This is a genomic window from Chryseobacterium sp. RU33C (assembly GCF_900156015.1).
Taxonomy (GTDB): Bacteria; Bacteroidota; Bacteroidia; order Flavobacteriales; family Weeksellaceae; genus Chryseobacterium; species Chryseobacterium candidae.
Window position 1 is genome coordinate 54,295 of sequence record NZ_FTMT01000014.1, and the last position, 24,222, is coordinate 78,516.

Genomic DNA, 24,222 nt, shown 5'->3' on the forward strand with positions numbered 1-24,222 from the left:
TTAAATTTTGTCTAATGGTTCTGTTAATTGTCCTTCCCATTTTGAAACGGCTGTAGTTGCCAGTGTATTTCCTAATACGTTGGTCATACTTCTACCCATGTCACAGAAATGATCAATTGGTAAAATTAAAGCAATACCTTCCGGCGGAATCCCGAACATTGAACAGGTTGCCACGATAATCACCAGAGAAGCTCTCGGAACTCCTGCAATTCCTTTTGAAGTGAGCATCAATACCAAAAGCATGGTGATCTGCTGTCCAAGAGTCATTTCAATTCCGTAGATCTGGGCAATAAAGATTGAAGCAAATGTCATATACATCATACTTCCATCCAGATTGAACGAATATCCTAAAGGTAAGATAAAAGATACCACTCTGCTGTTACATCCAAATTTTTCTAATTCTTCCACCAATTTAGGGAATACCGCTTCTGAACTTGTAGTAGAGAAAGCAATCAATAATGGCTCTTTAATTCTTTTTAAAAGGTCAAAAAGACGGTTTCCTAAGATAAAATATCCTACCAATAAAAGCACCAGCCAAAGAACAGCTATAGCAAAGAAGAAGTCTCTTAAATAAATAGCATATACTTTAAAGATTTCAAAACCATTGGTGGCCACTACGGCTGCAATAGCTCCCAATACTCCAAGCGGCGCAAACCACATGATATATCCTACCATTTTAAGAATAGCATGAGCAATAATATCAAAAAGCTTTACTACAGGTTTAGCATATTCTTCTCCTAAATTAGCCAGTGCAACTCCGAACATTAACGCAAATACAACAATCTGCAATACTTCATTGGTAGCAAAGGCTTCAAATAAACTTTTAGGAATCATGTGTTTTACAAAGTCTTCCATGGAAAAACTTTTGCTGCTTTTAAGAAGTTCATCAGCAGAAGCAACATCCTGAATTGGTAATTTTGTAACATGTCCCGGCTCCAGCCAGTTAACGAGGATCAGTCCGATAAAAAGGGAAATCAGAGAAGCTGAAATAAACCAAAGCATGGCTTTTGTACCTACTCTTCCGATCATTTTGATATCACTCATTTTGGCAATCCCCACTACTAATGTTGTAAAAACCAATGGAGCAATAATCATCTGTACCAATCTGATAAAAACTGTTCCCAACAGTTTTATATTTTTAGAAAATGGTTCTGCACTATCCGGATAGCTTACGTGTACAATACCTCCAATTCCTACACCCAGAAGAAGTGCTATGATAATTGCTATAAAAAGTTTATTCTGTCCTTTCATATATATAGTTCAATTTGCGCAAATATAATGGTTTTTCAATTGGCAGAAGATTTTCTTCTACAGAGATAATTTTTCCATTAAGTTTTTAATCTCAAAAAATTAATTCCTTGGTTTAGAAAATATTGTAAAAAAATTAAGAAACATTTATTGAATTTTTATTCTTTTGGTACAAATTTTATTATTACATTTGAGTGTATAACAACATTAATAAATATACAATATGAAAAAAACTATTGCAATGGCTGCATTAGCTGTAGCTGTATCTTTCGGTGCTATTTCTTGTAAAAAGAAAGTTTCTGATGCCGACCTTCAGACTCAGGCTACAACTATAGTAACTTCTAATCCCAATGCTTCTGTGGAAGTAAAAGAAGGTGTAGCTCACTTAAGCGGTACTTTTGCAGATCAACAGTCGAAAGATGCGATGATTGCAAAACTAAAAGCAATTAGCGGAGTAAAAGACGTAATGGATATGTCTACTATATCAGCTGCCCCTGCTCCTGCCCCAGTGGAAACTACTTCTGCTGTAGATCCTGCTGTTCAGAAAAAAGTTCAGGATGCGGTGAAGGATTTCCCTTCTGTAAAAGTAGAAGTTGTAAACGGACAGCTTACTCTTACAGGAAATGTTTCCGGCTTACAGGCTAGAAAAATCAAAGAATCTGTAGATGCTTTGAAAATCGGAAAGTATAACAACAACCTAATTGTAAAATAATTTAAGATGAGCGAATTACAAGATAAATATTCAAGCGTAGTTTCAGCGGCACAGTCTGCAGGGATTTCCAACCTTCAGGTTCAGGAGCAGGACGGAATTCTTTACGTTTCCGGAAATGCTTCCAACACTGCGGCTAAAGATGCGGTATGGAATGCTCTGGGAGCTATTGATTCTACTTATTCTGCTTCAGATATCAATATTGATGTACAGGTTGCAGGTCTTGCTTCAGGAGCTTCTTTAACAGTGGCTACTGAAGAGTCTAATCTTAATATCAGACAAGAACCTTCTACTGAAGCTGCCGTTGTAGGTAAAGCTGCCAAAGGCTCTTCTGTGACTCTTATTGAGCAAACTTCTGATGATTGGTGGAAAGTAAAAAATGCTGACGGCCAGGAAGGATATGCTTACTCAAGATATTTAAGAGCATAATTTTTATTAAAAAATAATAAATTTTCACAAAAAAAGCATAGAAACATCCCAGCTTTGGGATGTTTTTATATTTTTACGGCTCTGAAAAAAAACTAATGAAGAAAACTCTGTTGCTATTGACTTTGATGTTCACAGTCATTATTCTGCACGCCCAAAAACTACATATTGACGGAAAAATATCAGATTCTGAAAAGAAAGCGATAGAAAATGCCACCGTCTATCTTTTAAAAGAAAAAGATTCATCCATTATCAATTATACGGCTACCAATAGGGAAGGGAAATTCTCGCTGAAGATTGATGATATGAAAGAACCTTCCATTCTTAAAATTGATGCTGATAAATTATCTTCCTATTCAAAAAAATTTGAGAAAATAGATCAGTCATTATCGCTTGGAGATATTCAGCTTGAGAAACAAGGGATTGTGAATACAATTGATGAAGTAAAAATCACCGTTTCTCCGGTAAAAATCAAAAAAGATACTATTGAATTCAATGCTGCAGCGATCAAAGTACGCCCTGACAGTAAAATTGAGGAACTTCTGAAGCAGATCCCCGGTGTGGAAATCAGCAATGAGGGAAAAATTACCGTGAATAGCAAAGAAGTAGACCAAATTATGATTAATGGAAAACCTTTCTTTGATAAAGATGGGAAAATTGCCCTTCAGAATTTACCGGCAGATATTATTAAGAATATTCAGTTTACCACCACCAAAACAAAAGAGGAAGAACTCAGCGGAAAAGCAGCCAAATCTCAGAATACCACCATCAACTTTAATATTGATGAAAAGAAAAACAAAGGTTTGCTGACCAGACTTACGGTAGGCTATGGATCAGACAAGCGATATGAAGCAAGCGGACTGGCGAGTTATTTTAAAGGGGATACGAAAATAAGTTTATTGGCTTCTTCCAATAACATCAATTCACAGGGATTTTCCAGGGATGAGGTTTTTGACAGTATGGGAAATGGCCGGAATGCCTGGATGATGCAGGGAGGATCTGTCTCAACGGTAGGAAATGTGACTTACTATAGCCAGGGTGGCGGTGCAAAAGGTATTCAAAGGTCTACAACCATTGGATTAAACTATAGTGACAAGCTGGGAAAAGATGCTGACCTGGATTCTTTCAGCCTGATGCATTCCGATTCCAATATGGAAACGAGATCTAAAGTTTCAAGATCTACACTTCTCCCCACTTACACCCTTCAGACCAGTTCTGAAAGCAATGGAGAAAATGAATCCAAACAATACAGTTTTGATATTTCGGTTAAAATCAAGCTGGATTCTATGACTAGCATCTATCTTTCTCCAAGATTTACGAAAAACAGCAGTTTTAATTTTAATAATTCACGTTCATCTACTTTAAATAATGGCAAACTTGTGAATGAAAGTAATGCTTATTCAAGTAATGATTCGGAAAGCAGTTCATTCAATCCATACCTCTACTTTTCAAGAAAGTTTAAGAAAAAAGGCCGTTCCATTTCAGCCAATATGAACAGTTCCATTTCAGAATCCAGAAGGGATAACCTGAACCAGTCCCAAAACACTTTCTATCAACCCAGTGGGACAACGGCAGACAACAGGGATCAGTTAGCCAAAAATAAAAATCAGAACAGCAGTTTCAATTTCACTGCAGGATATACGGAACCTGTTTCCGATTCTTCCAGTGTAAGTTTTGAAGTAAAATACGAAACAAGATCTTCCAGAGATTTGAGAAATGTAAATGATTTTGATAATACAACCGGAGATTACACTAAATTCAATCAGCTTTTATCCAACAATATGAAGCAAAGAGTTAATCAGATATCTCCTGAGTTCACTTATCAACTCAGCAAAAAGAAACTGAATTTCTGGGCTTCCATGAACCTTGATATTTCAGATATGAAAGTAAATTCAATCTATAACGGTCAGCAATATGATCTGCAGAAAAATTTTGTACTGCCCCAATATAATGTGAACCTTTACTATCAACTGTCAGAAGGAAAAACTTTAAACTTTTACAACTATTCCAACTTCACCATTCCGACAGCAGAACAACTGACTCCCTATAAAGATGAATCCAATCCTTTAATTAGCTATCAGGGAAATCCGAATTTGAAAAATACCTGGACCAACAATCTTTATCTGTATTTCAATAATTATAATAAAGTAAAAGATCTCAGCTACTATTTCAACGTTGGTTTTACGTACAGAAATAATGACATCATCAATTTTTCTACCTATGATAATGCAGGAAAACAGGTGATCACTTACGACAATGTAAGCGGAAATAAAAGCATCAATGCCGGCGGAGGTTTCAGTAAAGTATTGAAATGGAAGAATAATAAACTTATTATCAATCCAAGATTCACCATGAATTATGCTTACAATAATGGTTTTATAGACGGACAGGCTTTTACCAGCAAAACATATAGTCTTAACCCTGGACTTAATCTTACCTATGAAATTAAAGATAAAATGACGATTAAGCCTTCTTACAGACTTGGATACAATTTTTCAAATTATACCAATTACAATATAACGAATGTAAATACAGCCAATCAATCCTTAAAACTGGAACTGACGAATTATATGCTGCAGGGCAGATTTGTATTTGGAAATGATTTTGAATACAATACCAACTCCAATATTGCTCCGGGCTTCAAAAAGGATTTCTACTTCTGGAATACCAGCCTTGGATATTCATTCTATAAAAAACAGTTTACGGCAAAGGTAAAAATCTACGATGTCTTGAATCAAAATCAAAGCGTGAGAAGAACCATTACCGATTCTTATTTTGAAGACCGTGAAGACCTCATCCTGAAACGATACATCATGTTCTCCATCAGCATGAAACTGAATAAGTTTGCAGGTAAAAAGACGCAGTAAAGCAACACTATACTTTTATATATATTTTTGATAATGGCCGGATCTTTCCGGCTATTTCTATGAATAAACAAAATTGAACCCTGAATACAATCACCACTGAAGATGTAAAATTCCCCTCCTCCGGAGGGGTGGCGAAAATTCAAAGAATTTTTGACGGGGTGGTTTAGCATAAACACATTCCAATAAATACTAATGTCTTTTATTCAATAACCGTGTTTTTATTTTTAAATTAGCATCAAATTTTTTTTATGAAAATCCATATTTCAGTATTATGTATTCTTTTTTTCATTCTTGGAAAAGCTCAGAAAACGGAACAGAAAGACAATTTCGTTAAAGACAATTTCACCAAGAAAGAATTTTATATTCCAATGCGTGATGGCGTGAAACTTTTCACAGCAGTGTATATCCCAAAAGATATATCGAACAAGAACAAATACCCGTTCCTGATGCAGAGAACCTGCTACAGCATTGCCCCTTACGGAGAGAGTGAATATAAAACAAAGGTAGGTCCCAACACTTATCTGATGAAAGACAAGTATATTTTCGTGTATCAGGATGTACGCGGAAGATATATGAGTGAAGGTACTTTTACCAATATGACACCACAGGTGGAGCGTAAAACCAAAAAAGATGTTGATGAAAGTACAGATACGTACGATACCATCGAATGGCTTTTGAAAAATGTGAAAGAAAACAATGGTAAAGTAGGCCAGTTTGGAACATCATATCCCGGATTTTATACCGCTGTAGGAACGTTGTCACAGCACCCGGCTTTGGTAGCTTCTTCACCACAGGCACCTATTTCCGATTTCTGGAATGACGATTTCCTTCACAACGGAAGATTTATGCTGGGATACTTCAGAACGTTCCCGGTTTTTGGTGTTCAGAAAACGCAACCGGAAAAACAGGCATGGTATATGGATTCTTTCATTAAGCAGACTTCTGAGGATGGATTAAAATTCTACAGAGATATGGGTACGCTGAAAGACGGATATGAAAAATATTACAAGAATAACTTCTTCATGACAGAAATTATGAATCATACCAACTATGATGAATTCTGGCAGAAAAGAGGTCTCCTTCCTCACCTGAAAAATATCAGCCATGCTGTAATGACTGTCGGCGGATGGTTTGATGCAGAAGATCTTTCAGGACCATTGAATATTTATAAAACTATCGAAAAAACAAGTCCTAAAGCTAAAAACACCATCGTTATGGGACCATTCTCTCATGGCGGCTGGTCTCAGGAGCAGGGAAAACACTTCCACAGTGAAACTTATTTTGGCGACAGCATTGCTACGTACTATCAGAAAAATATTGAAACAAAATTCTTCAATCATTATCTGAAAGGCAATACCAAAGAAGACGCAGGACTTCCTGAAGCATTAATGTATGACACCGGTGCTAAAGCATGGAAGGAATTTGCTTCTTACCCACCGAAAAATGCTCAGAAAGTGAACTTCTATCTGGCTGATAAAACCTTGAAAAAAACATCAGGACAAGGATATTCTGAATATTACAGTGATCCTAACAATCCTGTTTTAAGCTCAGATCACTTAAAAGATTTTAATGGCTTCACTCCAAAAAATTATATGTCGGAAGACCAGAGATTTGCTGTAGGAAGACCAGATGTATTAACGTTTACTACCGATGTACTGACTGATGATATTACATTTGCCGGAGAGATCATGGCTAAACTGAATATTGCATCCACTTCTACAGATGCTGATTTTGCCGTAAAATTAATTGATGTTTACCCTGAAGATTTCAAACCTGCAGAAAAGAAAGAAGGTGTTATCTATGGCAACTATCACCAGATGGTAAGAAGTGAGATCATGCCTGCAAGATTCAGAAATACCAAAGAAAAGGGAGAAGCTCTGGTTCCTAACCAAAAAACGGCTGTTAATTTCAGACTTCAGGATGTGGTTCATACGTTCAAAAAAGGACATAAAATCCAGATTCAGATCAGCAGTACTTGGTTTCCGCTTTTCGCAATCAACCCGCAGAAATTTATGGATAATCCGAATTTTGCCAATAAAGAGGATTACACCAAGGCATTTATTAAAGTATATGATGACAGCTCTATTGAAGCTGATGTTTTAAAATAAATTGAAAGAGGCTGTCTCAAAAGTGTCATTCTGAACGAAATGAAATGTAGTGAAGAATCTCATATATTTGGTTATCAATGAGATTCTTCCTTCGTCAGCATGACAAAAGCCAGATTGTTTGACTTTTGAGACAGCCTCTTTTATTTCTGAGGAGTTGAAGTTTTTGTTTTTAGCTTTTGGCTAAAGCCGGACGAATTTATTCTTTTGTTTAAGTGGGCTAAAGCCCACTTCTATTGATGGAGATGAAAAGCTCAATTCTTTAAAATCTGCGTGAGGTCTGCATCATTAGATCAGCATCATTTGAGACTCTACGGAGTGACAAACGTATGGATAAAATTATTCCTAAAAATTATTCCTCAATGGTTCTGAAGGTAAGGTTTACTCTGGGTGTTTTCACTTTTGTAGTGGGAGGAAGTCTGTGCAGCCAGTGGTCCTGAGTGGTTCCTTTCATAATTAACAAGCTTCCGTTTTCGAGGAATATTTCTGCCTTTTCTTTGGTTGTTTTATGTTTGAATAAAAACTTTCTTTCCGCTCCAAAGGTCAGAGAGGCAATTGCTCCATGCTTTTTCAGATCTGTTTCACCATCGCTGTGATAAGCCATGCCTTCGCTTCCGTCATGGTATAAATTAAGCAGACATGAATTGTAGGTTTCGCCCGAAACTTCTTCACATTTTTTCTTCAGTTCCAGTAATTCGGGAGTCCAGAATTGGGCATATTTTGTTCTTTTCGAATAGGTATATTCAAAAGCTTTCTCTCCAAACCAGGCTACTTTCCTTTTGGTTACAATCAATTTTCCAAAGATTAATGCCTCATCGTTTTCCCATGGAATCTGGCTGAGCAGATAATCATAGTAAAAATCTGATTGTTCTTTGGAGAAAACCTTACCGTAATAATGAACAGTTCCATCGTGTGGAAGGATATTTAGGGGATAATCGGATATTTCTTCGAAGAGACTCATCATAACTTTTTAATTAAATGCTTTTATATTTAAACACAAATGGCACTAATGTCTTTCACAAATAACACGAATTCTTATATCAATAGAAACGGGCCTTATCCATTTTAAAAAAAGACTGTCATTAAACACAAATGGCACCAATGTCTTTCACAAATAACACGAATTCTTATATCAATAGAAACGGGCCTTATCCATTTTAAAAAAAGACTGTCATTAAACACAAATGGCACCAATGTTTTTCACAAATGACACGAATTTTATATCAATAGGAATGGGCTTTAGCCCATTTAACAAAAATAATCTAATCCATTGGCTTTAGCCAAAACTTAATAAAAGAAGAATCCTTTTGTATCTTTTGTGGTAAAAATACGTTACGAGTACATTTGTGAACCCTCCCAACCAACAATCAGCTGTTTCCTATCACTTCCCCATCTGTAGCCGCCAAGATGCCCGGTAGACTGAATCACGCGGTGACATGGAATAAGAAATGCAACCGGATTACTTCCAATAGCCGTTCCAACAGCTCTGGAAGCTTTAGGATTTCCAATTTTTTCTGCCAGGCTACCATATGTAGACAATTTTCCCATTGGAATTTTCAGCAGACTTTCCCATACTTTCAGCTGAAAATCGGTTCCTTTTAAATGTAATTTTATGGTGTTGAGTTTTGTCCAGTCTTTATCGAATATGGACAATGCATTCTTTTGAAGAGTATCTAGTTTTTCAATAAAAAAAGCATTGGGGAACTTCTGTTTCAGTTCCCCGAATGCTTTTTCTTTATTATCTTCAAAAGCCATATAGCAGATTCCTTTTTCTGTAGAAGCTACTAAGATATTTCCGAAAGGACTCTCGGAAAAACTGTAATGAATACTAAGACTTTTTCCTCCGTTTTTATATTCTGCCGGAGACATTCCTTCTATTTTCACAAACAGATCATGCAGCCTGCTGGTACTGGAAAGTCCTGTCTCATAAGCGGTATCAAACAAACTTGCCTTTTCTTCCTTCAATAAATTTTTAGCATGTTCAAGACTGATGAACTGTAAAAATTTTTTCGGACTTGTTCCTGCCCAATCTGTAAAGATCTTCTGAAAATGGGCCGGACTCAGGTGAATATTCTCTGCCACTTCCTCCAAACTTGGCTGAAGCCTGAAATTGCTCCGGATATATTCTATCGCCTTGGCAATTCTGTTATAATCTATCTGACTTTGTGTGGACATTGTATTGTTATTTTACCTCACAAATTTCCAAAGAATATACGGCAGAAAAAATCCGATTCTTGCGGAATTAGTTGTTGTTATAAATATCGTAGTAAGCAAGCATTTTGTAATATAACTTCGCAGAAAGGAAAGCCGTTGGCTTAGCCATTGGAGAATCCATTAATTCTACAATATCAAATGCTACTACGTTACATTTTTCAAATACTTTTCTTAATAATTCCAACGTTGGATACCATTGTAATCCACCTGGCTCAGGAGTTCCTGTAGATGGAGCAATTGAAGGATCGAAAGCATCTAAATCAATAGTGATATACACATTTCCTGATACTTTTTCCAATACATCATTGATCCAGTTCTCGTTGTTTGCGATTTCGTGAGCAAAGAATACTCTTCCTTCCGGTAAATATTCAGCTTCCTCAGCATCCATAGAACGGATTCCCACCTGTACTAAGTTATGCTTCTGATTAGCTTCAAACACTGCACAAGCATGGTTGGAAGTAGAACCGTGGAACTCAGGACGTAAATCTGTGTGAGCATCCAACTGAAGAACAGTAAGGTTTTCAAACTTCTCTCCTACCGCACGGATAGAACCGATAGAAACAGAGTGCTCTCCTCCAAAAAGAGTAAATAATTTACCCTCATTGTTCAAAAGTTCTTTTGTTTTCTGATAAACCGCCTCTGTCATTGCTTCAGGAGAAGAATTTTCAGAAACTTCACCAGCTAAGTAAACTCCCTGTAGATAAGGTTCTGTTTGAGTTTCAATATCATAAAGCTCCATGTTTTCAGAAGCGTTTAAAAATAATTCCGGACCTTTATCAGCTCCTTTACCCCATGTTGAAGTTCCATCGTAAGGAACAGTTACCAACATTACTTTCGAATTCTCTAGTGTTGCGTTTTCCTCGGGAATTCCTGCGTATGTTCTCATGCTTTATTTAAAAATTTTAATGTTTTAAAATTGAAATATTGACCACAAAGATACGAAGATTTATGAGTTGAAGAGTAAGAGCGTCGGAGAGTTTGTAAATGATAATTATCCTTGAATATTTGCCAGGAAGCCGGAGGCCAGAAGAAGGAAGTAATGAATGTTTAAAGAATCATTTTGAGTTCAATTTAACAAATACCTTCAATCTATTTATTATCGATATATTGAAATTTTTCATAGAATAACTTCCTGCTTCCCTCTTCAGACTTCCTGCCTTATTGAGTTTTCCCTTTTCAACTCAATTTCCTATTTTTGTACAAAACTCATAATATGCCTTTAAAAGCTGTTCTTTTCGATATGGATGGTGTGATTGTAGATACAGAACCATTACATAGAAAAGCTTATTTCAAAACGTTTGATGAACTGGAAATTGCTGTTTCCGAAGAGCTTTACACCTCTTTTACCGGAGCATCTACTAAAAGAGTTTCTGAAACTCTGATTAAGGAATTTAATCTAAATCAGACTTACGAATCCATTGCAGGAATCAAAAGGTCTCATTTCAAAGATTATTTTTATAATGATGACGAATTTGATTTAATTCCGGGAGTAAGAAAACTGATCGAGCATTATCACGAAAATGGACTCAAGCTGATTCTGGCATCTTCTGCTACGATGGTAACCATCAATATGGTTTTTGAAAAATTCGGTCTGGAGCAATATTTCAGTGGAAAGATCAGCGGGGCGGATTTAAAGGAATCAAAACCTCATCCTGAAGTTTTTTTACTGGCGGCAGAAATGGCGGATGAACCTGTTGAAAACTGTATGGTGATTGAGGATTCTACCAACGGAATTCTGGCAGCCCACAGAGCAAAAATTTTCTGCGCTGCATACAGAAGTCCACATTCTAAAAATCAGGATTATACATTGGCTGATACGGTAGTTTCAGATTATGAAGATCTGGAACTGGATAAAATTTCAAAATATTTTTAAACAAAAAAGAGGCTGTCTCAAAAGTCAAACAATCTGGCTTTTGTCATTCTGACGAAGGAAGAATCTCATTGATAACCAAACATATGAGATTCTTTACTACATTTCATTTCGTTCAGAATGACATTTTTGAGACAGCCTCTTTTGTTTTCTATAAGTTTTGGCTAAAGCCAATTGACTTTTCTATTGATTGTAAATGGGCTAAAGCCCATTTCTACTGACCATAAAATTATTAATAACCAAGAAGTTTCAATACATCTTCCGGTTCCTGCTTTTCACGGAAAATCTCATATTTCAGTTCACCGTTTTCATCTTTCTGAATCAGGACGTGTCTCGGCTGAGGCATCAGACAGTGATGTACTCCACCGTACCCTCCGATGGTTTCCTGATAAGCCCCAGTGTGGAAAAATCCGATATACAAAGGTTTTGTATCACTGAAAACAGGCAAATAAATGGCATTGGTATGTTGTTCCGAGTTATAATAATCATCTGAATCGCAAGTTAATCCTCCAAGGAAAACTCTTTCATAAGTATCTTCCCAACGGTTAAGCGGAAGCATGATAAAGTGTCTTGAAATAGCCCACGTATCAGGAAGAGTGGTCATGAAAGAAGAATCAATCATATTCCACTTTTCTCTGTCATTCTGACGTTTCTGAGAAATGATTTTATAAAGATTCGCCCCGCTTTCCCCTACGGTAAAGCTTCCGAACTCAGTATAGATATTAGGTTCTTCCACTCCTTCCTCTTCACAGAATTTCTTGATCTGAGAAACGATTTCTTCCACCATATACTGATAGTCATAATCAAAGTTCAGAGAAGTTTTGATTGGGAAACCACCACCGATGTTCAGTGAATCCACTTCAGGAGCGATTTTCTTCAAACGTGCATATACACGCAGACATTTATACAATTCGTTCCAGTAATATGAAGTATCCTTAATCCCTGTATTGATGAAGAAGTGAAGCATTTTCAATCTTGCATTCGGGTGTTCTGCGATCTTCTGACTGTAATAAGGGATAATATCTTTATACCCGATCCCTAATCTTGAGGTATAGAATTCAAACTTCGGCTCTTCCTCTGATGCGATTCTGATTCCGATATTAAAGGTAGAATCGATGCTTTCCGTAAGTTTATCCAATTCTCTGTAATTATCAAGAATCGGAGTAATATTTTCAAAACCGCTGTTGATCATATCTGAGATCTTTGCCAGATAATCATCAGTTTTGAAACCATTACAGATGACTTCAATATTTTTATCTACTTTCTCTTTTTCATAAAGAGACTTTACAATATCCATATCATAAGCAGAAGAAGTTTCTATTGAAATGTCATTTTTCAATGCTTCTTCCAATACAAAATTAAAATGACTGGATTTTGTGCAGTAGCAGTAGGTATAATTCTTTCTATATTCGGTTTTTTCAAAAGCTTCTTTAAACCAGCTTTTCGCTTTCTGAATATTTTGAGAAATTCTCGGCAGATAGCTAATCTTTAGCGGAGTGCCAAATTGTTCAACTACGTCCATTAGTGGAACGTCGTGAAACAACAAATTGTTCTCAGATACATTAAATTCCTCTGTAGGGAAGTACAATGTCTGATCAATAAGTTCCGAGTACTTTATTTTCATTTCTAAACAAGTGAATTAAGAAATGCAAAATTGCTAAAAAACTTTCATTTTTAGGTGTTAAAATTGTTATAATTTTAATTTAGGACCCAATATTAAATCTTACAAAAATTTATCTCTAATAATCAATAGGTAAACTTTTGAATATACCCGCTTCTTTTGGCGTCTGAAATCCCTAATACCTCATTAATATAAGCATCTGTGGAGCCATACTTTTTGTTGATCTCTTCAAATGCAGCATCAAGGTATCTTTTTTCTACCCAGCTCAGTTTTTCCAGCACCTTCAGATCCATCTTTGGATAAAGGAAATGCAGGTTATTGGCCAGACGAAGTCTCTTCAGTATAAGATCTTTCCTGTAGTTATTAGATAAAAGATATTCGTTGTAAATAGTTTCTTTATCAAACTTCAGAATCGTAAGAATTAATGCTGTCGTAATTCCTGTTCTGTCTTTTCCTGCTGTGCAGTGGTAAAGGATAGGATCTTCAGATTCCAGAATCTCCGTAATAATCCTTTTAATCGTTTCCGGATTTTCAGTAACGTACTCACGGTAGAAATTAATCATTCTTTTGTCTGCATCAGATGCATTCACTTTGCCTTTAAGGACCAGTTTTTTGGCCTGAGCCAGCTGATCTCCTTCATCTTCAAATGCCGAGAAATTTCTGTAAACACTTTCTGATGGCAGCTGATCCGGCTTCTGAGCAATTTCCCTGGAATTTCTAAGATCAATAATTTCTTTGATTCCCAGCTTTTCAAAAGCGTCAAAAGATTTCTTTTTAAGTTTATTTAGATGAGCACTCCTGTACAGTTTTCCTTCTTTCAATGTCCTGCCGTCTATATTTTTGATGTTTCCTACCGTCCGGAAATTGGCAACTTTCTTGACATGAATTACTTTTTGAGTTTCATTTTTTCCATATTCGGGTGTTTCAAAATGCTGTGTTTTGCATGAGAAAATACAGCACAATGAAATGATGAAAACTGATATTTTGATTAGTTTATTCAATGGTTTTTGATAGGTTTTGGCTAAAGCCAATGGATGTATTTATTTTTATTAAACGGGCTGAAGCCCGTTTCTATTGATGTATAAATTCGTTCCATTTGTGAAAAACATTGGTGTAATTTGTGTTTAATGACAGTCTTTTTTTTAAATAGGTAAAACCCGTTTTTATTGATATAAAATTAGTACCATTTGTGAAAAACATTGGTGCCATTTGTGTTTAATGACAGTCTTTTTTTTAAATGGATAAGGCCCGTTTCTATTGATATAAGAATTCGTGTTATTTGTGAAAAACATTGGTGCCATTTGTGTTTAATCACAGTCTTTTTTTTAAATGGTAAGGTTCGTTTCTATTGATAATAATCACCTTAATAGATTGCCGGATATTCTATCTCCTTCATTCCTACAAAAAACAAAACATCTCCTGATTCATATTCCACGGAAACTTCATCTTCAACGGCAAAATTTCGGGTTCCTATTCTTGAAGTGATGCTTAGACTTTCATTGGTCAGCGGCCAATTGAGACCTTTTGTTGTTATATTATTCACTGATGGAAACGGATAAATAGAAATCATTCTATTTTTCACTCCTTTCAGTGTAAAATGATTGGGAATAAAATAATATTCTGAAAACCCGTCATAAAACTTTATTTTCAGCTGGTCTTTGAATGTATATGCAACAGTAAGATTTCCCAGAAAATGATCCTGTTCACCTCCACTTCCTCCAAAAACATCAACCTCTGAAAAGCCTTTTCCCAGAATGATTTCCAACGCTTTATGAAAATCTGTTTTTTCCTGATCCAGTGTAAGGATGAATTTCTCCTGATACATATCTTCATCTGATCCGGAATGCGAATCAAAATCACCCGATATAAAATCCAGCTTATCCAAAGGAAATCCCATTCTTTTCAAATAATGGAAAGCACCGTCTGTACAGGCAGTTAAACCATAATTTTCCGGATCGGGTAATAATTTTGGAGCATCTCCGTTGATGAAAAGTAATGCTTTATCTTTCATTCGGATTCCAGTATTCTTCCGGTTCGCTGTTCAGTTTTGAAATATATCTGGCCAACACAAAAAGATAATCTGAAAGCCTGTTTAAATATTTAATCAGTTCGGGACGTACTTCCTCTGATTCATTCAGAAAAACCAATGAACGTTCTGCTCTTCTGCAGATGGTTCTTGCTGCATGTAGAAAAGTTGCAGATTTTCCACCACCCGGCAGGATAAAATACTGAAGCGGTTCCAGTTTTTCGTCAAAAGCATCCATCCACTGTTCCAGCTCTTCAATTTCTGTTTCTGAAATAATGATCGGAAGACGGGATTTCCCATTGGCAAGCATCAGCTTATCCACAGGTGTTGCTGCCTCTGAACCTACAGTGAACAGATCAAACTGTATTTTCTTCAGCTGTCTCAGCACTTCTTCATCTTCAATATGGCTTTTTGCAATCCCGATAAATGAATTCAGCTCATCTATATTTCCATAACTGTCTACTCTGGCACTGGCTTTGGAAACTCTTGTCCCACCGTATAACGCCGTCTGACCTTTATCTCCTGTCTTTGTATAAATTTTCATAGGACTAAAATACTTTTTTTTATACAATGTAAAAAGTAAAATGTAGTAATAGCTTCCTATTCGATCTGAAAAAATAAAACTGACACTAGAAATTAATGTCAGTTAATATCTGCCCAGATGGGTTTTTATATTTTTGGAATAGCTGCTCTTTAGTAAGCATCACGAAGCAATACTCATTTCTTTATTTTAAGATTAAAAAGTATAATTAACATTGAACTGAAAAGTTGTTCCGTTAAATCCAAACTGGTTTACTTCCCATGGATATCTGAACCTTCCTCCAAGATCTGTTACCACGTCTCCCTTACTGTCTATTACATCCGGATAAATATTAAATAAATTATTTACCACTCCGGAAACTTTAAGATCATTCGTTATTTTATAGGTTAAAACGATGTCTGTAACTACCTTACCGGAAAACGTCTGATCTTTGGCAGGATCAGTGGCGTGCTGCCAGGTAACAGAACCAAAATACGTATTATTTAAGTTAAAATTAAACTTTGTAATATCATAAGAAAGGCTCAGAATCGTTTTTGTTTTTGGTCTTGCAGAGATAATCCTGGATTGTTCTTTTCTGTCAAAGAAATTTTCTGAATAATCATTTTGAGCTAAAATAGGCGGAACGGCAATATTATCTACTATTTTAGTTTCGTTATAATTAAAAGCAGCAATAACGCCCAATCTTCCTTTCCCAATAGCAGAAGTATAATAATTAGCAACGAAATCCACTCCCTGAGTAACTGTATTGACAGCATTGGTGAAAAACTTCAGGGATGTTATTTTGTTATTGTTTAATATGACTTCCACAGGGTTTGTCAGATCCGGACTTCCCGGAGCACCCGTTTTGTACCCAATATCTCCTGAGAAAAGCACCCTGTCTTTGATTTTTATTCTATAATAATCCGCTGTAATAGTAAGGTTTTTAAAAGGTTTTACGGCCAATCCCCCGGTAATGTTAAAGGCTTTTTCAGCATTTAATTTAGGCACCCCAAGATCAGATCTTACAATTTGAGAGTCATTATTAAATGTCCCCTGATTAGCTACTGTATTTCCTGTAATTTTGGTCTGAACATTGGAATAATAAATCTGGTGTAATGAAGGTGCACGGAATCCTGTAGAAACAGATCCGCGGAAAACTAATTTATCATCCAGCAGCTTATACCTTGCATTTCCTTTCCAGGAAACATTATTTCCAAAATCACTGAAGTTTTCATATCTCACAGTTCCTCCAAGCAGAAGGTCTTTCGTAACATCCCATTCAGTATTTATATAAGCTCCCATATTCTGACGGTTTTTATTGACTTCATTTTGAGGCTGCAGTCCGGGAAATGATTCTGCACCACTCCCTATATAAGATGATTCTTCCCCTGCTTTTGCCTGATAATTTTCATTGCGCACTTCAGCTCCGGCACCTAAAACAATTGCACCAAAATCCCGGTTGATATCTATATTTCCTATAATATTACTGAACTGATGGCCACCTGCCTTAAAACGGGTTGGTGAATTTGCACCCAAAGACGTATTAATAGTATTTCCTACCATATAATCTACTGCATTAGAGCCAAAGGTGGCACTCCCGTCAAAATTCCATTTACCAAACATACCTTTCCATCCGGAAGTTAAATTATAATCATAAACATCTGTTTTAAATTCCGGCTGAAATCCGTTGTAAGGCTGTCCTTTTGGGGTTAATAAACCAAAATCTGAAGCTACCCAGTAGGGTGTTCTATACAAAGCAAAACTAGTCCCGTTTCTGTAAGTGGTACCCCCAAAAGCATAAAATTTACCTGTTTCACCTGTTGGCAATTCAAAATTGACAAACATATTGGCCACTTTTGTTTCCGGCTGCCCTATAATCATTCCTAAACCAGGATTAGCCTGAGTCCAGGCATTATCCACCCCAAAAAGTTCATCTTTTGTAACAGAACCTGCACGGTTCGTTTTATTTTGAGAGGAAAATCCGAATGTAAGATTCAGACTTCCGGTTTTTGCTACTTTGATTCCTGTATTAAAATCTGCTCCGATATTAAAACCATCTCCTTTTAAAGTAATACCTGAAAAAAGATTGACTGTACTTTTTCCAACACTGTTCTTAAGAATAATATTAATAACTCCCGCAATAGCATCAGAGCCGTACTGTGCAGATGCTCCATCCCTCAATACCTCTACGTTTTGTAAGGCTGCTGAAGGAATACTTTTCAGATCTGTACCCACTTCACCTTTTCCGGGGGTATCATTTACATAAATTAAAGCACTTTGATTTTTTCTTTTACCATTCACCAAAACCAAGGTTCTGGAAGGCCCTAATCCTCTTAAATCTGCAGGATCAAAATGAGCCGTTGCATCAGAAACAGTTTGTTGTGATGAATTGAAAGAGGGAACGGCATAGGTTAAAGCTTTATCAAAAGTTGCCTGCCCAGTGGATTTTAATTGTACGGCAGAAATATTGTCAATAGGAATTGCTGAGGTAATGATGGTTCTTGGCTTGGTTCTACCCGTGGTAACCACAACCTCATCTATTTTATTTTGTTTTATGCTGTCCTGAGCATATCCCATTGCACCAGCTCCGCTTAATACTAATGCATAGATTTTTCCATTAAATAAATTATTTTTCATGTCAATTGTTAATTATTCAATAAATCTAATGAAAAAATCAACATTAAATATAAAAATTGAAAATATAATAAAAATACAATTTCATATTTGCGAAAATTATACCATTTCGTAAAAACAATAATTAATCTGCAAAACATAAAGTTATTTATTAACATCATGAAAAAAAATAAATCAATAACGCCGTATTTGTATAAAAAAAATTAATTAGTTATCATCAGAAATAAACATGATTTCATTCTTACTGGCAAGTAGTTTTCAGTAAATTGAGATTGCTTCGTTTATGGCTCGCAGTGAATGGCCGCAAAAAATGGCCGGAAGAAACCGGCCATATCCAAATTATTTATTTACCTCTACGTATTGTATGATGGTCTGATTTTTTGGGTTGTAGATAATGGTACTACTGTTAGGAAATCTTTTCAGTTTATAATACTGAATATTTTTGTCAGATTTAAGCTCCTCGAGAACCTTAGTATCAAAAGTATTGTCAGGAAGAAATTTTGATATAAAGCTTAATTTATCAATTATATTCTGGCCATCAATCTTTCTGGCAGTTTTATCAGATTTATTTTCATCCGATGTTGGCTGACCTTCCAAAAATGGCAGTAATACTGCAATATCAGCTTTATATTTAAAAATATATCCTTGAGGTCTTCCGGGAATTCTAATTTTCTTCCCTTTTTCCTCCGAAACAATGGAAGTTCCAGTATCAGGGAAAACGGTATTGAACTTAACATCTTCGGAATTGGTTATAGAATTAATAGATTCATTTACAGTTTTTTTTACTGTTTCCTCAACAACCTGTTGTGTTTTTTGCTGTACAGTTTCGGTTGTTTTCTGAACAGTCTGGTCAATTTTTTCCTCTATTTTATTGCATGATAATAATAAAAAACTTGCAATAACAGGCAAAATATACTTCTTCATAATTCTAATAATAGCGATTTTTTTATTAATATCCTCTTTTCTAACGTAAAAATAGGTCAGGATATTTTAACAAAGAAAAAAATATTTTTTAAATATGAAAAATACTACTGACAAACTGTTGTCATTTCCCTCTCTTACCTTTGTATCAAGAACAAACAAAACAAATACATTATGACAACTACAGCAACAGCCACTAAACAATTCATGACTTCTGAACAGGTATTAAACGAATGGCAGGGACACAGAAATCTGACGAGAAGAGTCATTGAATCTTTTCCGGAAAAAGAGTTATTTGAATTTTCTGTAGGCGGAATGAGACCATTTGCAAAACTTGCAGTAGAACTGATCAGCATTGGCGGGCCTGCTTTAAAAGGAATTGTGGAAGGAAATGTGGAAGCTTACAGTGAAGAAGCTTTTAATCCGAAAACCAAGGAAGAAATTTTGAAAAAATGGGATGAAGAAACTGAAGTGATCAATCATTATTTCAATCAGATTTCTGAAGAGCGTTTTCAGGAAACCTTCAATTTATTCGGACAATATGAATTTCCGGTGTATCAGAACATTCTTTATTTTATAGACAACGAAGTTCACCACCGCGGACAAGGTTATGTTTATCTGAGAGCTTTGGGAATTGAACCTCCTTTCTTCTGGGAGAGATTCTAATAAAAGCGAAAGGGTAAAATTGCAGAAAGGGTAAACAAAACAGATATCTTTTTTGCCACACAACACTGTATTTAGTTGCAATTTTGCCTTTTAATCAAACCATTTCATTTATTTGCCTCAATTAAGTCTTTTAAACCTCAACAGCTGTCTTGTTGGGGTTTTTATTGATGCCTTTCTGTCATTTTCAGAAGCAGTTCTTTTAATCTTGTACGAAGACTTTCCGGTTCAAGAACCGTTGCATAATCTGCAAAAGTAACAAGCCAGCGGGGAAATCCGTCATTGATCCATTCTGTTTCAAAAGTGAGTTCCATCCCATGTTCGGTTTCTACTTCTTCTATCAATCCGTAATATTTTTTAGAATTTACCAGATGAGACATTATTTTTTTATCTACTAAAAGTCTGGCTCTGACTTTATTTCCATTGGCTTTTTTACGGTAATCATTCACCTGCCCATATTCCTGCAGGAAAGGATTCTGTGTTTTTGAAATTTCCAGAATTCTGTCGATACGAAACTGTCTGAAATCTTTTCTCAAGGTACAGTATGCCATGATGTACCAAATATTAAATTCGAAAAACATCCCGACCGTTTCAATAGTTCTGTTGCTTACTCTCTCATCTACGGTCTTATATCTGATATTGAGCTGGGTTTTCTCCGCAATACTTTCCAGGATAATAGGAATTACGTTTTTCAGTGAATCTCCGGAATCCGTATGAAAACTGAAAACATCAATCTGCTTTTCAATATTTTTAATCAGATTTTTATCAGAATATTTCAGTACCGAACGTACTTTTTCCATAGCAGCCTGATAATGGCTCCCTAAGCTTTGGTGGGAAAATTTCTGCATCAGCTTTTCTGCGGTAATGAAACTTAACACTTCTTCTTTGGTAAACATAATCGGAGGAAGTTTATACCCTTCCATTAAAGAATAGCCGTTCCCTGCTTCGCCCACAATAGGAATCCCTGCATTTTCCAGAGTTTTTACATCACGGTAAATGGTTCTGATGCTAACATCGAATTTTTCAGCGAGATCCTGAGCACGAACAACAGGTTTCGACTGTAATTGGGTAAGAATGGCAGTTACCCGATCGAGTTTTTTAAGATAGTGGTCGTTCATTATATCACAAAACTAAAAATTCTTTTCTGAAGTATAACTTATGAGGGACAGCTTTTTTATTTAAAGGTATTAACGAGTTTATCAAGATTCAGACTGCGGGCGGAGGCATCAAAAATCTCACGGTAAGTTCCTTCTTTATTATAGAGTTCATCATGAGTTCCATTTTCAACCACTCTTCCTTTTTTCATCACATAAATGATATCTGAATCCAGAATCTGTGATAGTGAATGGGAAATGATAATCACCGTTCTTCCTTCTTTTATGGCATCCAGAGAGTTTTTGATCTGTTCTGTGGCAATGGCATCCAGACTGGCTGTCGGTTCATCCAGAAAGATGATTGGAGGATTTTTAAGGAAAAGTCTTGCAATGGCAATTCTCTGCTGCTGTCCTCCTGAAAGCTGAGTGGCATCATGCTGGTATTTTTCAGGAAGATCCATAATCTGATCATGCAGATAAGCTTTTTTTGCGGCCTCCTGAATTTCTTCAAAACTGGCATTCATATCGCCGTAACGGATATTATCTTCTATACTTCCCTGAAAGATATGATTTCTCTGAAGTACAAGCCCCAGATCACTTCTCAGAAAAGTATTATCAAATTCATTAAGGTTTACTCCGTCCAGAAGGATTTCTCCAGAATCCGGAAGATAAAATTTACATAAAAGATTGATCACCGTTGATTTTCCCGCACCGCTCAATCCTACCAAAGCTGTCGTCTTTCCGTTTTCAATTTTCATGGAAACATTATGTAAAGCTTTCGTACCATTGGGATAAGTGAAATCAACATTTTTCAATTCAAAAGTTCCTTTGATTTCTTTTTCTACAAAGCTTCCGTTGGATTCTGTTTCATGATCTGCATTCAGAATATCAAAGTACCCTTCGGCATAAATCATGGCATCATTCATATCATCATAAATTCTGTGAAGCTGACGGATAGGCGCTGAGACATTGTTAAAAAGCATAATATGAAGCATGATAGCACCGATAGTCATCTGCTGATCAAGCACCAGATAAACAGTTAAAAGGATAATCAAAACAACTCCAAATTGTTCAATGAACGTTTTTAAACCATCATAAATAAAATTGGTTCTCCTTGTGATCATCTGACTTTCCATCAGCTCCATCTGAAGGTCATATTGTTTTTTCCCTTCAAATTTTTCACGGACAAAGCTTTTAATAACCATAATAGAATTAATCAGGTTCAAGAGTCCTGATGTCTTCTTTTCTCTTTGATTTCTAAGCTGGCGTCTTACTCCGCCCAGTTTTTTGGCCTGCAGGGAGCTGATGTAGAAATAGATCGGAACAATAATCGTAGAAACCAGTCCCACATACACATTCTGCATATACATAATGATGAGGGCAATAATGGCATTGGAAAAAAGAGGAAGGATATCAATAAAAAAGTTCTGAACCAATCTGGTAAGACTTTCTATTCCACGATCGATTCTGATCTGTAATTTCCCGGATTCATGGTTTTCATCATTAAAATAAGCGACTCTGTAGGTTAAAATCTTATCAATGGCTGATTGCGCCAACACGGAGCTTACATTAATCCTGATTTTTTCGCCATAAAATTTCTGCCCGAAGTTGATGAAGATATTTAACAGTTCTTTCCCCAGTAAAATAATGGAAATGATAACGAGAATATGAATTCCCTCTGACATCGGATGTGGAAGATGCGTAAGTTTAGTGACTTCATCCACCGTGTATTTCAGAACAATCGGGTTAACCTGCGCTGCAAGAGCTCCCAGAAAAGTAAGAAACAAAGTTCCGTAAATCATGGGTCTGTAAGGTCTGATGAATGGGACAAGCTGTTTATAGATTCCGAATAAGGTAACGGTTCTGTTAAAAGGTTTAGCCATAAAAATCATTTTAAATGAAAAACGTACCGCTTTCAAAAGAAAAAGGTACGAATTATTATTAAACCGATCATCTAGGATTTATTTAAAAATCTTTCATTGTGCCATCGTCATTTATGTATTTGAATTGATGGCATGGGTCAATAACCTTTCCCCCCATTTGTACAAAAGATCCCCACATTCCTGACCAATCTTCAAAATCATTTTCTACAGATGTATCCCAACGAACTACGGTTGAATTTTTATGAAACTTTACATTTACTATAATACCGTATTCATTATCCAAAAAAACTTTGGTTCCTACTTGAAAATCTTCATATTTATAAAGATGATCCATTTATCCTTCAAACAAATAAGTTGTAAGGTAATGAAGTTCTTTTCTGCTGGCTTCTTTAGACTCTGCTTCTGCCTGTTCTAAAGAGTATTGGGAATTAATTTCCTTTTTCTGCAAAACAAATGAGTTGTTGGCATTCTTATCCACTACCTCATTAAAAATATGCTCAATTTCAGAATTTGCTAAGGTAGCAAAGCTGATCTCTTCAAAGCCATGTAATAATCTAAGATCATCAAACTGACTGAAATTTTCATTGACAAATGCCTGCAGCTGTGCTTTGGAATCAAAGTTACCAGCCCAGATATTGTAAGCATATTTCTTCTTTTTAGGTTTATCTAAAATACTTTGATACACGAAGTTTTCACCCAGATAGGCTTCTCTTACCTGCGGATCGTTTGCAAGATCTTCCGGAAGTCCTTCTTTCAGGATCTTTCCTTCAAACATAATATAGGTTTTGTTCGTAATCGCCAGGGTTTGCTGTACGTTGTGGTCGGTAATCAGAATTCCGATATTTTTATCAACAAGGCTTCTTACGATTTTCTGAATATCCTCTACAGCAATCGGGTCTACCCCTGCGAAAGGCTCATCCAGAAGAATGAAGTTCGGGCTTGTGGCAAGACAGCGTGCAATTTCTGTTCTACGTCTTTCTCCCCCGGAAAGAAGATCTCCTCTGTTTTTACGAACGTGCTGTAAAGAAAACTCTTCAATCAGTTCATCACATTTGATCTGCTGTTCACGTTTTGAAAGCTTGGTCAGCTGTAATACGCCCATAATATTTTCCTCTACAGACAGTTTTCTGAAAACCGAAGCTTCCTGAGCCAGATACCCGATTCCTTTTTGAGCACGTCTGTACATGGCATCGGTAGTAATCTCCTGCTTGTCCAGAAAAATTTTTCCTGAAGTAGGCTTAACCAACCCTACAATCATATAAAACGATGTGGTTTTTCCTGCTCCGTTCGGACCCAGCAAACCAACAATTTCTCCCTGTTGAACCTGTACAGAAACGCCTTTTACAACTTTTTTAGGACCGTATTCCTTGATTAAGTTTTCTCCTCGTAAAATCATAGGGCAAATATATCAAAAATATAAA

General features: G+C 36.1%; 19 protein-coding genes and 1 pseudogene. 6 read left to right on the forward strand and 14 right to left on the reverse strand.

All coding sequences use genetic code 11. The features are described 5' to 3' along the window. Window positions 1–1,251 (reverse strand): dicarboxylate/amino acid:cation symporter, encoded by a 1,251-nt coding sequence (locus BW946_RS12745; protein WP_076596551.1) that lies wholly within the window; start codon window positions 1,249–1,251, stop codon window positions 1–3. Window positions 1,252–1,471: 220 nt separating this feature from the next. Here BW946_RS12745 and BW946_RS12750 point away from each other — a divergent pair, with 220 nt between their 5' ends. The 4 genes from BW946_RS12750 (at window position 1,472) to BW946_RS12765 (ending at window position 7,358) form a co-directional block, all read left to right on the forward strand. Then, on the forward strand, window positions 1,472–1,960 hold the full coding sequence (locus tag BW946_RS12750) for a BON domain-containing protein (RefSeq protein ID WP_076596552.1): 489 nt from the start codon (window positions 1,472–1,474) through the stop codon (window positions 1,958–1,960). Between the two features lie 6 nt (window positions 1,961–1,966). Continuing rightward, window positions 1,967–2,386 (forward strand): SH3 domain-containing protein, encoded by a 420-nt coding sequence (locus tag BW946_RS12755; protein ID WP_076596553.1) that lies wholly within the window; start codon window positions 1,967–1,969, stop codon window positions 2,384–2,386. A gap of 95 nt (window positions 2,387–2,481) precedes the next feature. Further along, window positions 2,482–5,250: an outer membrane beta-barrel protein gene (locus tag BW946_RS12760; RefSeq protein WP_076596615.1), complete on the forward strand. Its 2,769-nt coding sequence runs from the start codon at window positions 2,482–2,484 to the stop codon at window positions 5,248–5,250. 248 nt (window positions 5,251–5,498) lie between these two features. After that, window positions 5,499–7,358, forward strand: coding sequence for a CocE/NonD family hydrolase (locus BW946_RS12765; RefSeq protein WP_076596554.1), 1,860 nt, complete (start codon window positions 5,499–5,501; stop codon window positions 7,356–7,358). Window positions 7,359–7,707: 349 nt separating this feature from the next. On the opposite strand, the gene BW946_RS12770 is transcribed toward BW946_RS12765, so the two are convergent. The 3 genes from BW946_RS12770 to speB all read right to left on the reverse strand — a co-directional run bounded on the left by BW946_RS12770 (window position 7,708) and on the right by speB (window position 10,455). Continuing rightward, window positions 7,708–8,316 (reverse strand): alpha-ketoglutarate-dependent dioxygenase AlkB family protein, encoded by a 609-nt coding sequence (locus BW946_RS12770; RefSeq protein ID WP_076596616.1) that lies wholly within the window; start codon window positions 8,314–8,316, stop codon window positions 7,708–7,710. Window positions 8,317–8,687: 371 nt separating this feature from the next. After that, a complete protein-coding gene (locus BW946_RS12775) occupies window positions 8,688–9,530 on the reverse strand; it encodes a bifunctional helix-turn-helix domain-containing protein/methylated-DNA--[protein]-cysteine S-methyltransferase (protein WP_076596555.1) in 843 nt (280 codons plus the stop codon). A 67-nt stretch (window positions 9,531–9,597) separates the two neighbouring features. Next, window positions 9,598–10,455 carry an agmatinase gene (gene speB / locus BW946_RS12780; protein WP_076596556.1) on the reverse strand — a complete coding sequence of 286 codons (858 nt, stop codon included), beginning with the start codon at window positions 10,453–10,455 and terminating at the stop codon, window positions 9,598–9,600. A 327-nt stretch (window positions 10,456–10,782) separates the two neighbouring features. Between speB and BW946_RS12785 the strand changes: the two genes are divergently transcribed. Beyond that, a complete protein-coding gene (locus tag BW946_RS12785; RefSeq protein WP_076596557.1) occupies window positions 10,783–11,442 on the forward strand; it encodes an HAD family hydrolase in 660 nt (219 codons plus the stop codon). Window positions 11,443–11,671: 229 nt separating this feature from the next. Here the strand turns inward: BW946_RS12785 and BW946_RS12790 are convergent, their stop codons facing one another. The 6 genes from BW946_RS12790 to BW946_RS12815 all read right to left on the reverse strand — a co-directional run bounded on the left by BW946_RS12790 (window position 11,672) and on the right by BW946_RS12815 (window position 19,164). Further along, complete coding sequence (locus BW946_RS12790; RefSeq protein ID WP_076596558.1) at window positions 11,672–13,063, reverse strand: type III PLP-dependent enzyme domain-containing protein; 1,392 nt, start codon at window positions 13,061–13,063, stop codon at window positions 11,672–11,674. A 122-nt stretch (window positions 13,064–13,185) separates the two neighbouring features. After that, a complete protein-coding gene (locus tag BW946_RS12795) occupies window positions 13,186–14,091 on the reverse strand; it encodes a tyrosine-protein phosphatase (protein WP_228402579.1) in 906 nt (301 codons plus the stop codon). A 332-nt stretch (window positions 14,092–14,423) separates the two neighbouring features. Further along, the gene (locus BW946_RS12800; RefSeq protein ID WP_076596559.1) at window positions 14,424–15,071 is read right to left on the reverse strand and encodes a thiamine diphosphokinase; all 648 of its coding nucleotides are present in this window, start codon (window positions 15,069–15,071) and stop codon (window positions 14,424–14,426) included. Next, entirely contained in the window at window positions 15,061–15,630 is a 570-nt protein-coding gene (locus BW946_RS12805; protein ID WP_076596560.1) for a cob(I)yrinic acid a,c-diamide adenosyltransferase, read from the reverse strand. The genes BW946_RS12800 and BW946_RS12805 overlap by 11 nt, the downstream gene beginning before the upstream one ends. Window positions 15,631–15,822: 192 nt before the next feature. Beyond that, window positions 15,823–18,243: a TonB-dependent receptor plug domain-containing protein gene (locus BW946_RS12810; protein ID WP_076596561.1), complete on the reverse strand. Its 2,421-nt coding sequence runs from the start codon at window positions 18,241–18,243 to the stop codon at window positions 15,823–15,825. A gap of 336 nt (window positions 18,244–18,579) precedes the next feature. Then, the gene (locus BW946_RS12815; protein WP_076596562.1) at window positions 18,580–19,164 is read right to left on the reverse strand and encodes a hypothetical protein; all 585 of its coding nucleotides are present in this window, start codon (window positions 19,162–19,164) and stop codon (window positions 18,580–18,582) included. Window positions 19,165–19,335: 171 nt separating this feature from the next. On the opposite strand from BW946_RS12815, the gene BW946_RS12820 reads away from it, so the two are divergent. Continuing rightward, window positions 19,336–19,827, forward strand: a complete 492-nt coding sequence (locus BW946_RS12820) for a DinB family protein (RefSeq protein ID WP_076596563.1) — start codon at window positions 19,336–19,338, stop codon at window positions 19,825–19,827. Window positions 19,828–19,988: 161 nt separating this feature from the next. Here the strand turns inward: BW946_RS12820 and BW946_RS12825 are convergent, their stop codons facing one another. The 4 genes and pseudogenes from BW946_RS12825 to lptB all read right to left on the reverse strand — a co-directional run. Next, window positions 19,989–20,942, reverse strand: coding sequence for a helix-turn-helix transcriptional regulator (locus tag BW946_RS12825; protein ID WP_076596564.1), 954 nt, complete (start codon window positions 20,940–20,942; stop codon window positions 19,989–19,991). A 56-nt stretch (window positions 20,943–20,998) separates the two neighbouring features. Beyond that, window positions 20,999–22,720: an ABC transporter ATP-binding protein gene (locus BW946_RS12830; protein WP_076596618.1), complete on the reverse strand. Its 1,722-nt coding sequence runs from the start codon at window positions 22,718–22,720 to the stop codon at window positions 20,999–21,001. A 163-nt stretch (window positions 22,721–22,883) separates the two neighbouring features. Continuing rightward, the gene (locus BW946_RS12835; RefSeq protein WP_076596565.1) at window positions 22,884–23,135 is read right to left on the reverse strand and encodes a hypothetical protein; all 252 of its coding nucleotides are present in this window, start codon (window positions 23,133–23,135) and stop codon (window positions 22,884–22,886) included. Between the two features lie 336 nt (window positions 23,136–23,471). Then, window positions 23,472–24,197 (reverse strand): annotated as a pseudogene (lptB, locus tag BW946_RS12840) (LPS export ABC transporter ATP-binding protein); the annotation flags it as partial. Window positions 24,198–24,222 lie beyond the last annotated feature (25 nt).

What these genes read in the sequence shown, in the direction of transcription:
- BW946_RS12745 (WP_076596551.1), bottom strand. Translation starts at nt 1,251, where the DNA reads ATGAAAGGACAGAATAAACTTTTTATAGCAATTATCATAGCACTTCTT.
- BW946_RS12750 (WP_076596552.1), top strand. Translation starts at nt 1,472, where the DNA reads ATGAAAAAAACTATTGCAATGGCTGCATTAGCTGTAGCTGTATCTTTC.
- BW946_RS12755 (WP_076596553.1), top strand. Translation starts at nt 1,967, where the DNA reads ATGAGCGAATTACAAGATAAATATTCAAGCGTAGTTTCAGCGGCACAG.
- BW946_RS12760 (WP_076596615.1), top strand. Translation starts at nt 2,482, where the DNA reads ATGAAGAAAACTCTGTTGCTATTGACTTTGATGTTCACAGTCATTATT.
- BW946_RS12765 (WP_076596554.1), top strand. Translation starts at nt 5,499, where the DNA reads ATGAAAATCCATATTTCAGTATTATGTATTCTTTTTTTCATTCTTGGA.
- BW946_RS12770 (WP_076596616.1), bottom strand. Translation starts at nt 8,316, where the DNA reads ATGAGTCTCTTCGAAGAAATATCCGATTATCCCCTAAATATCCTTCCA.
- BW946_RS12775 (WP_076596555.1), bottom strand. Translation starts at nt 9,530, where the DNA reads ATGTCCACACAAAGTCAGATAGATTATAACAGAATTGCCAAGGCGATA.
- speB (WP_076596556.1), bottom strand. Translation starts at nt 10,455, where the DNA reads ATGAGAACATACGCAGGAATTCCCGAGGAAAACGCAACACTAGAGAAT.
- BW946_RS12785 (WP_076596557.1), top strand. Translation starts at nt 10,783, where the DNA reads ATGCCTTTAAAAGCTGTTCTTTTCGATATGGATGGTGTGATTGTAGAT.
- BW946_RS12790 (WP_076596558.1), bottom strand. Translation starts at nt 13,063, where the DNA reads ATGAAAATAAAGTACTCGGAACTTATTGATCAGACATTGTACTTCCCT.
- BW946_RS12800 (WP_076596559.1), bottom strand. Translation starts at nt 15,071, where the DNA reads ATGAAAGATAAAGCATTACTTTTCATCAACGGAGATGCTCCAAAATTA.
- BW946_RS12805 (WP_076596560.1), bottom strand. Translation starts at nt 15,630, where the DNA reads ATGAAAATTTATACAAAGACAGGAGATAAAGGTCAGACGGCGTTATAC.
- BW946_RS12810 (WP_076596561.1), bottom strand. Translation starts at nt 18,243, where the DNA reads ATGAAAAATAATTTATTTAATGGAAAAATCTATGCATTAGTATTAAGC.
- BW946_RS12815 (WP_076596562.1), bottom strand. Translation starts at nt 19,164, where the DNA reads ATGAAGAAGTATATTTTGCCTGTTATTGCAAGTTTTTTATTATTATCA.
- BW946_RS12820 (WP_076596563.1), top strand. Translation starts at nt 19,336, where the DNA reads ATGACAACTACAGCAACAGCCACTAAACAATTCATGACTTCTGAACAG.
- BW946_RS12825 (WP_076596564.1), bottom strand. Translation starts at nt 20,942, where the DNA reads ATGAACGACCACTATCTTAAAAAACTCGATCGGGTAACTGCCATTCTT.
- BW946_RS12830 (WP_076596618.1), bottom strand. Translation starts at nt 22,720, where the DNA reads ATGATTTACGGAACTTTGTTTCTTACTTTTCTGGGAGCTCTTGCAGCG.
- BW946_RS12835 (WP_076596565.1), bottom strand. Translation starts at nt 23,135, where the DNA reads ATGGATCATCTTTATAAATATGAAGATTTTCAAGTAGGAACCAAAGTT.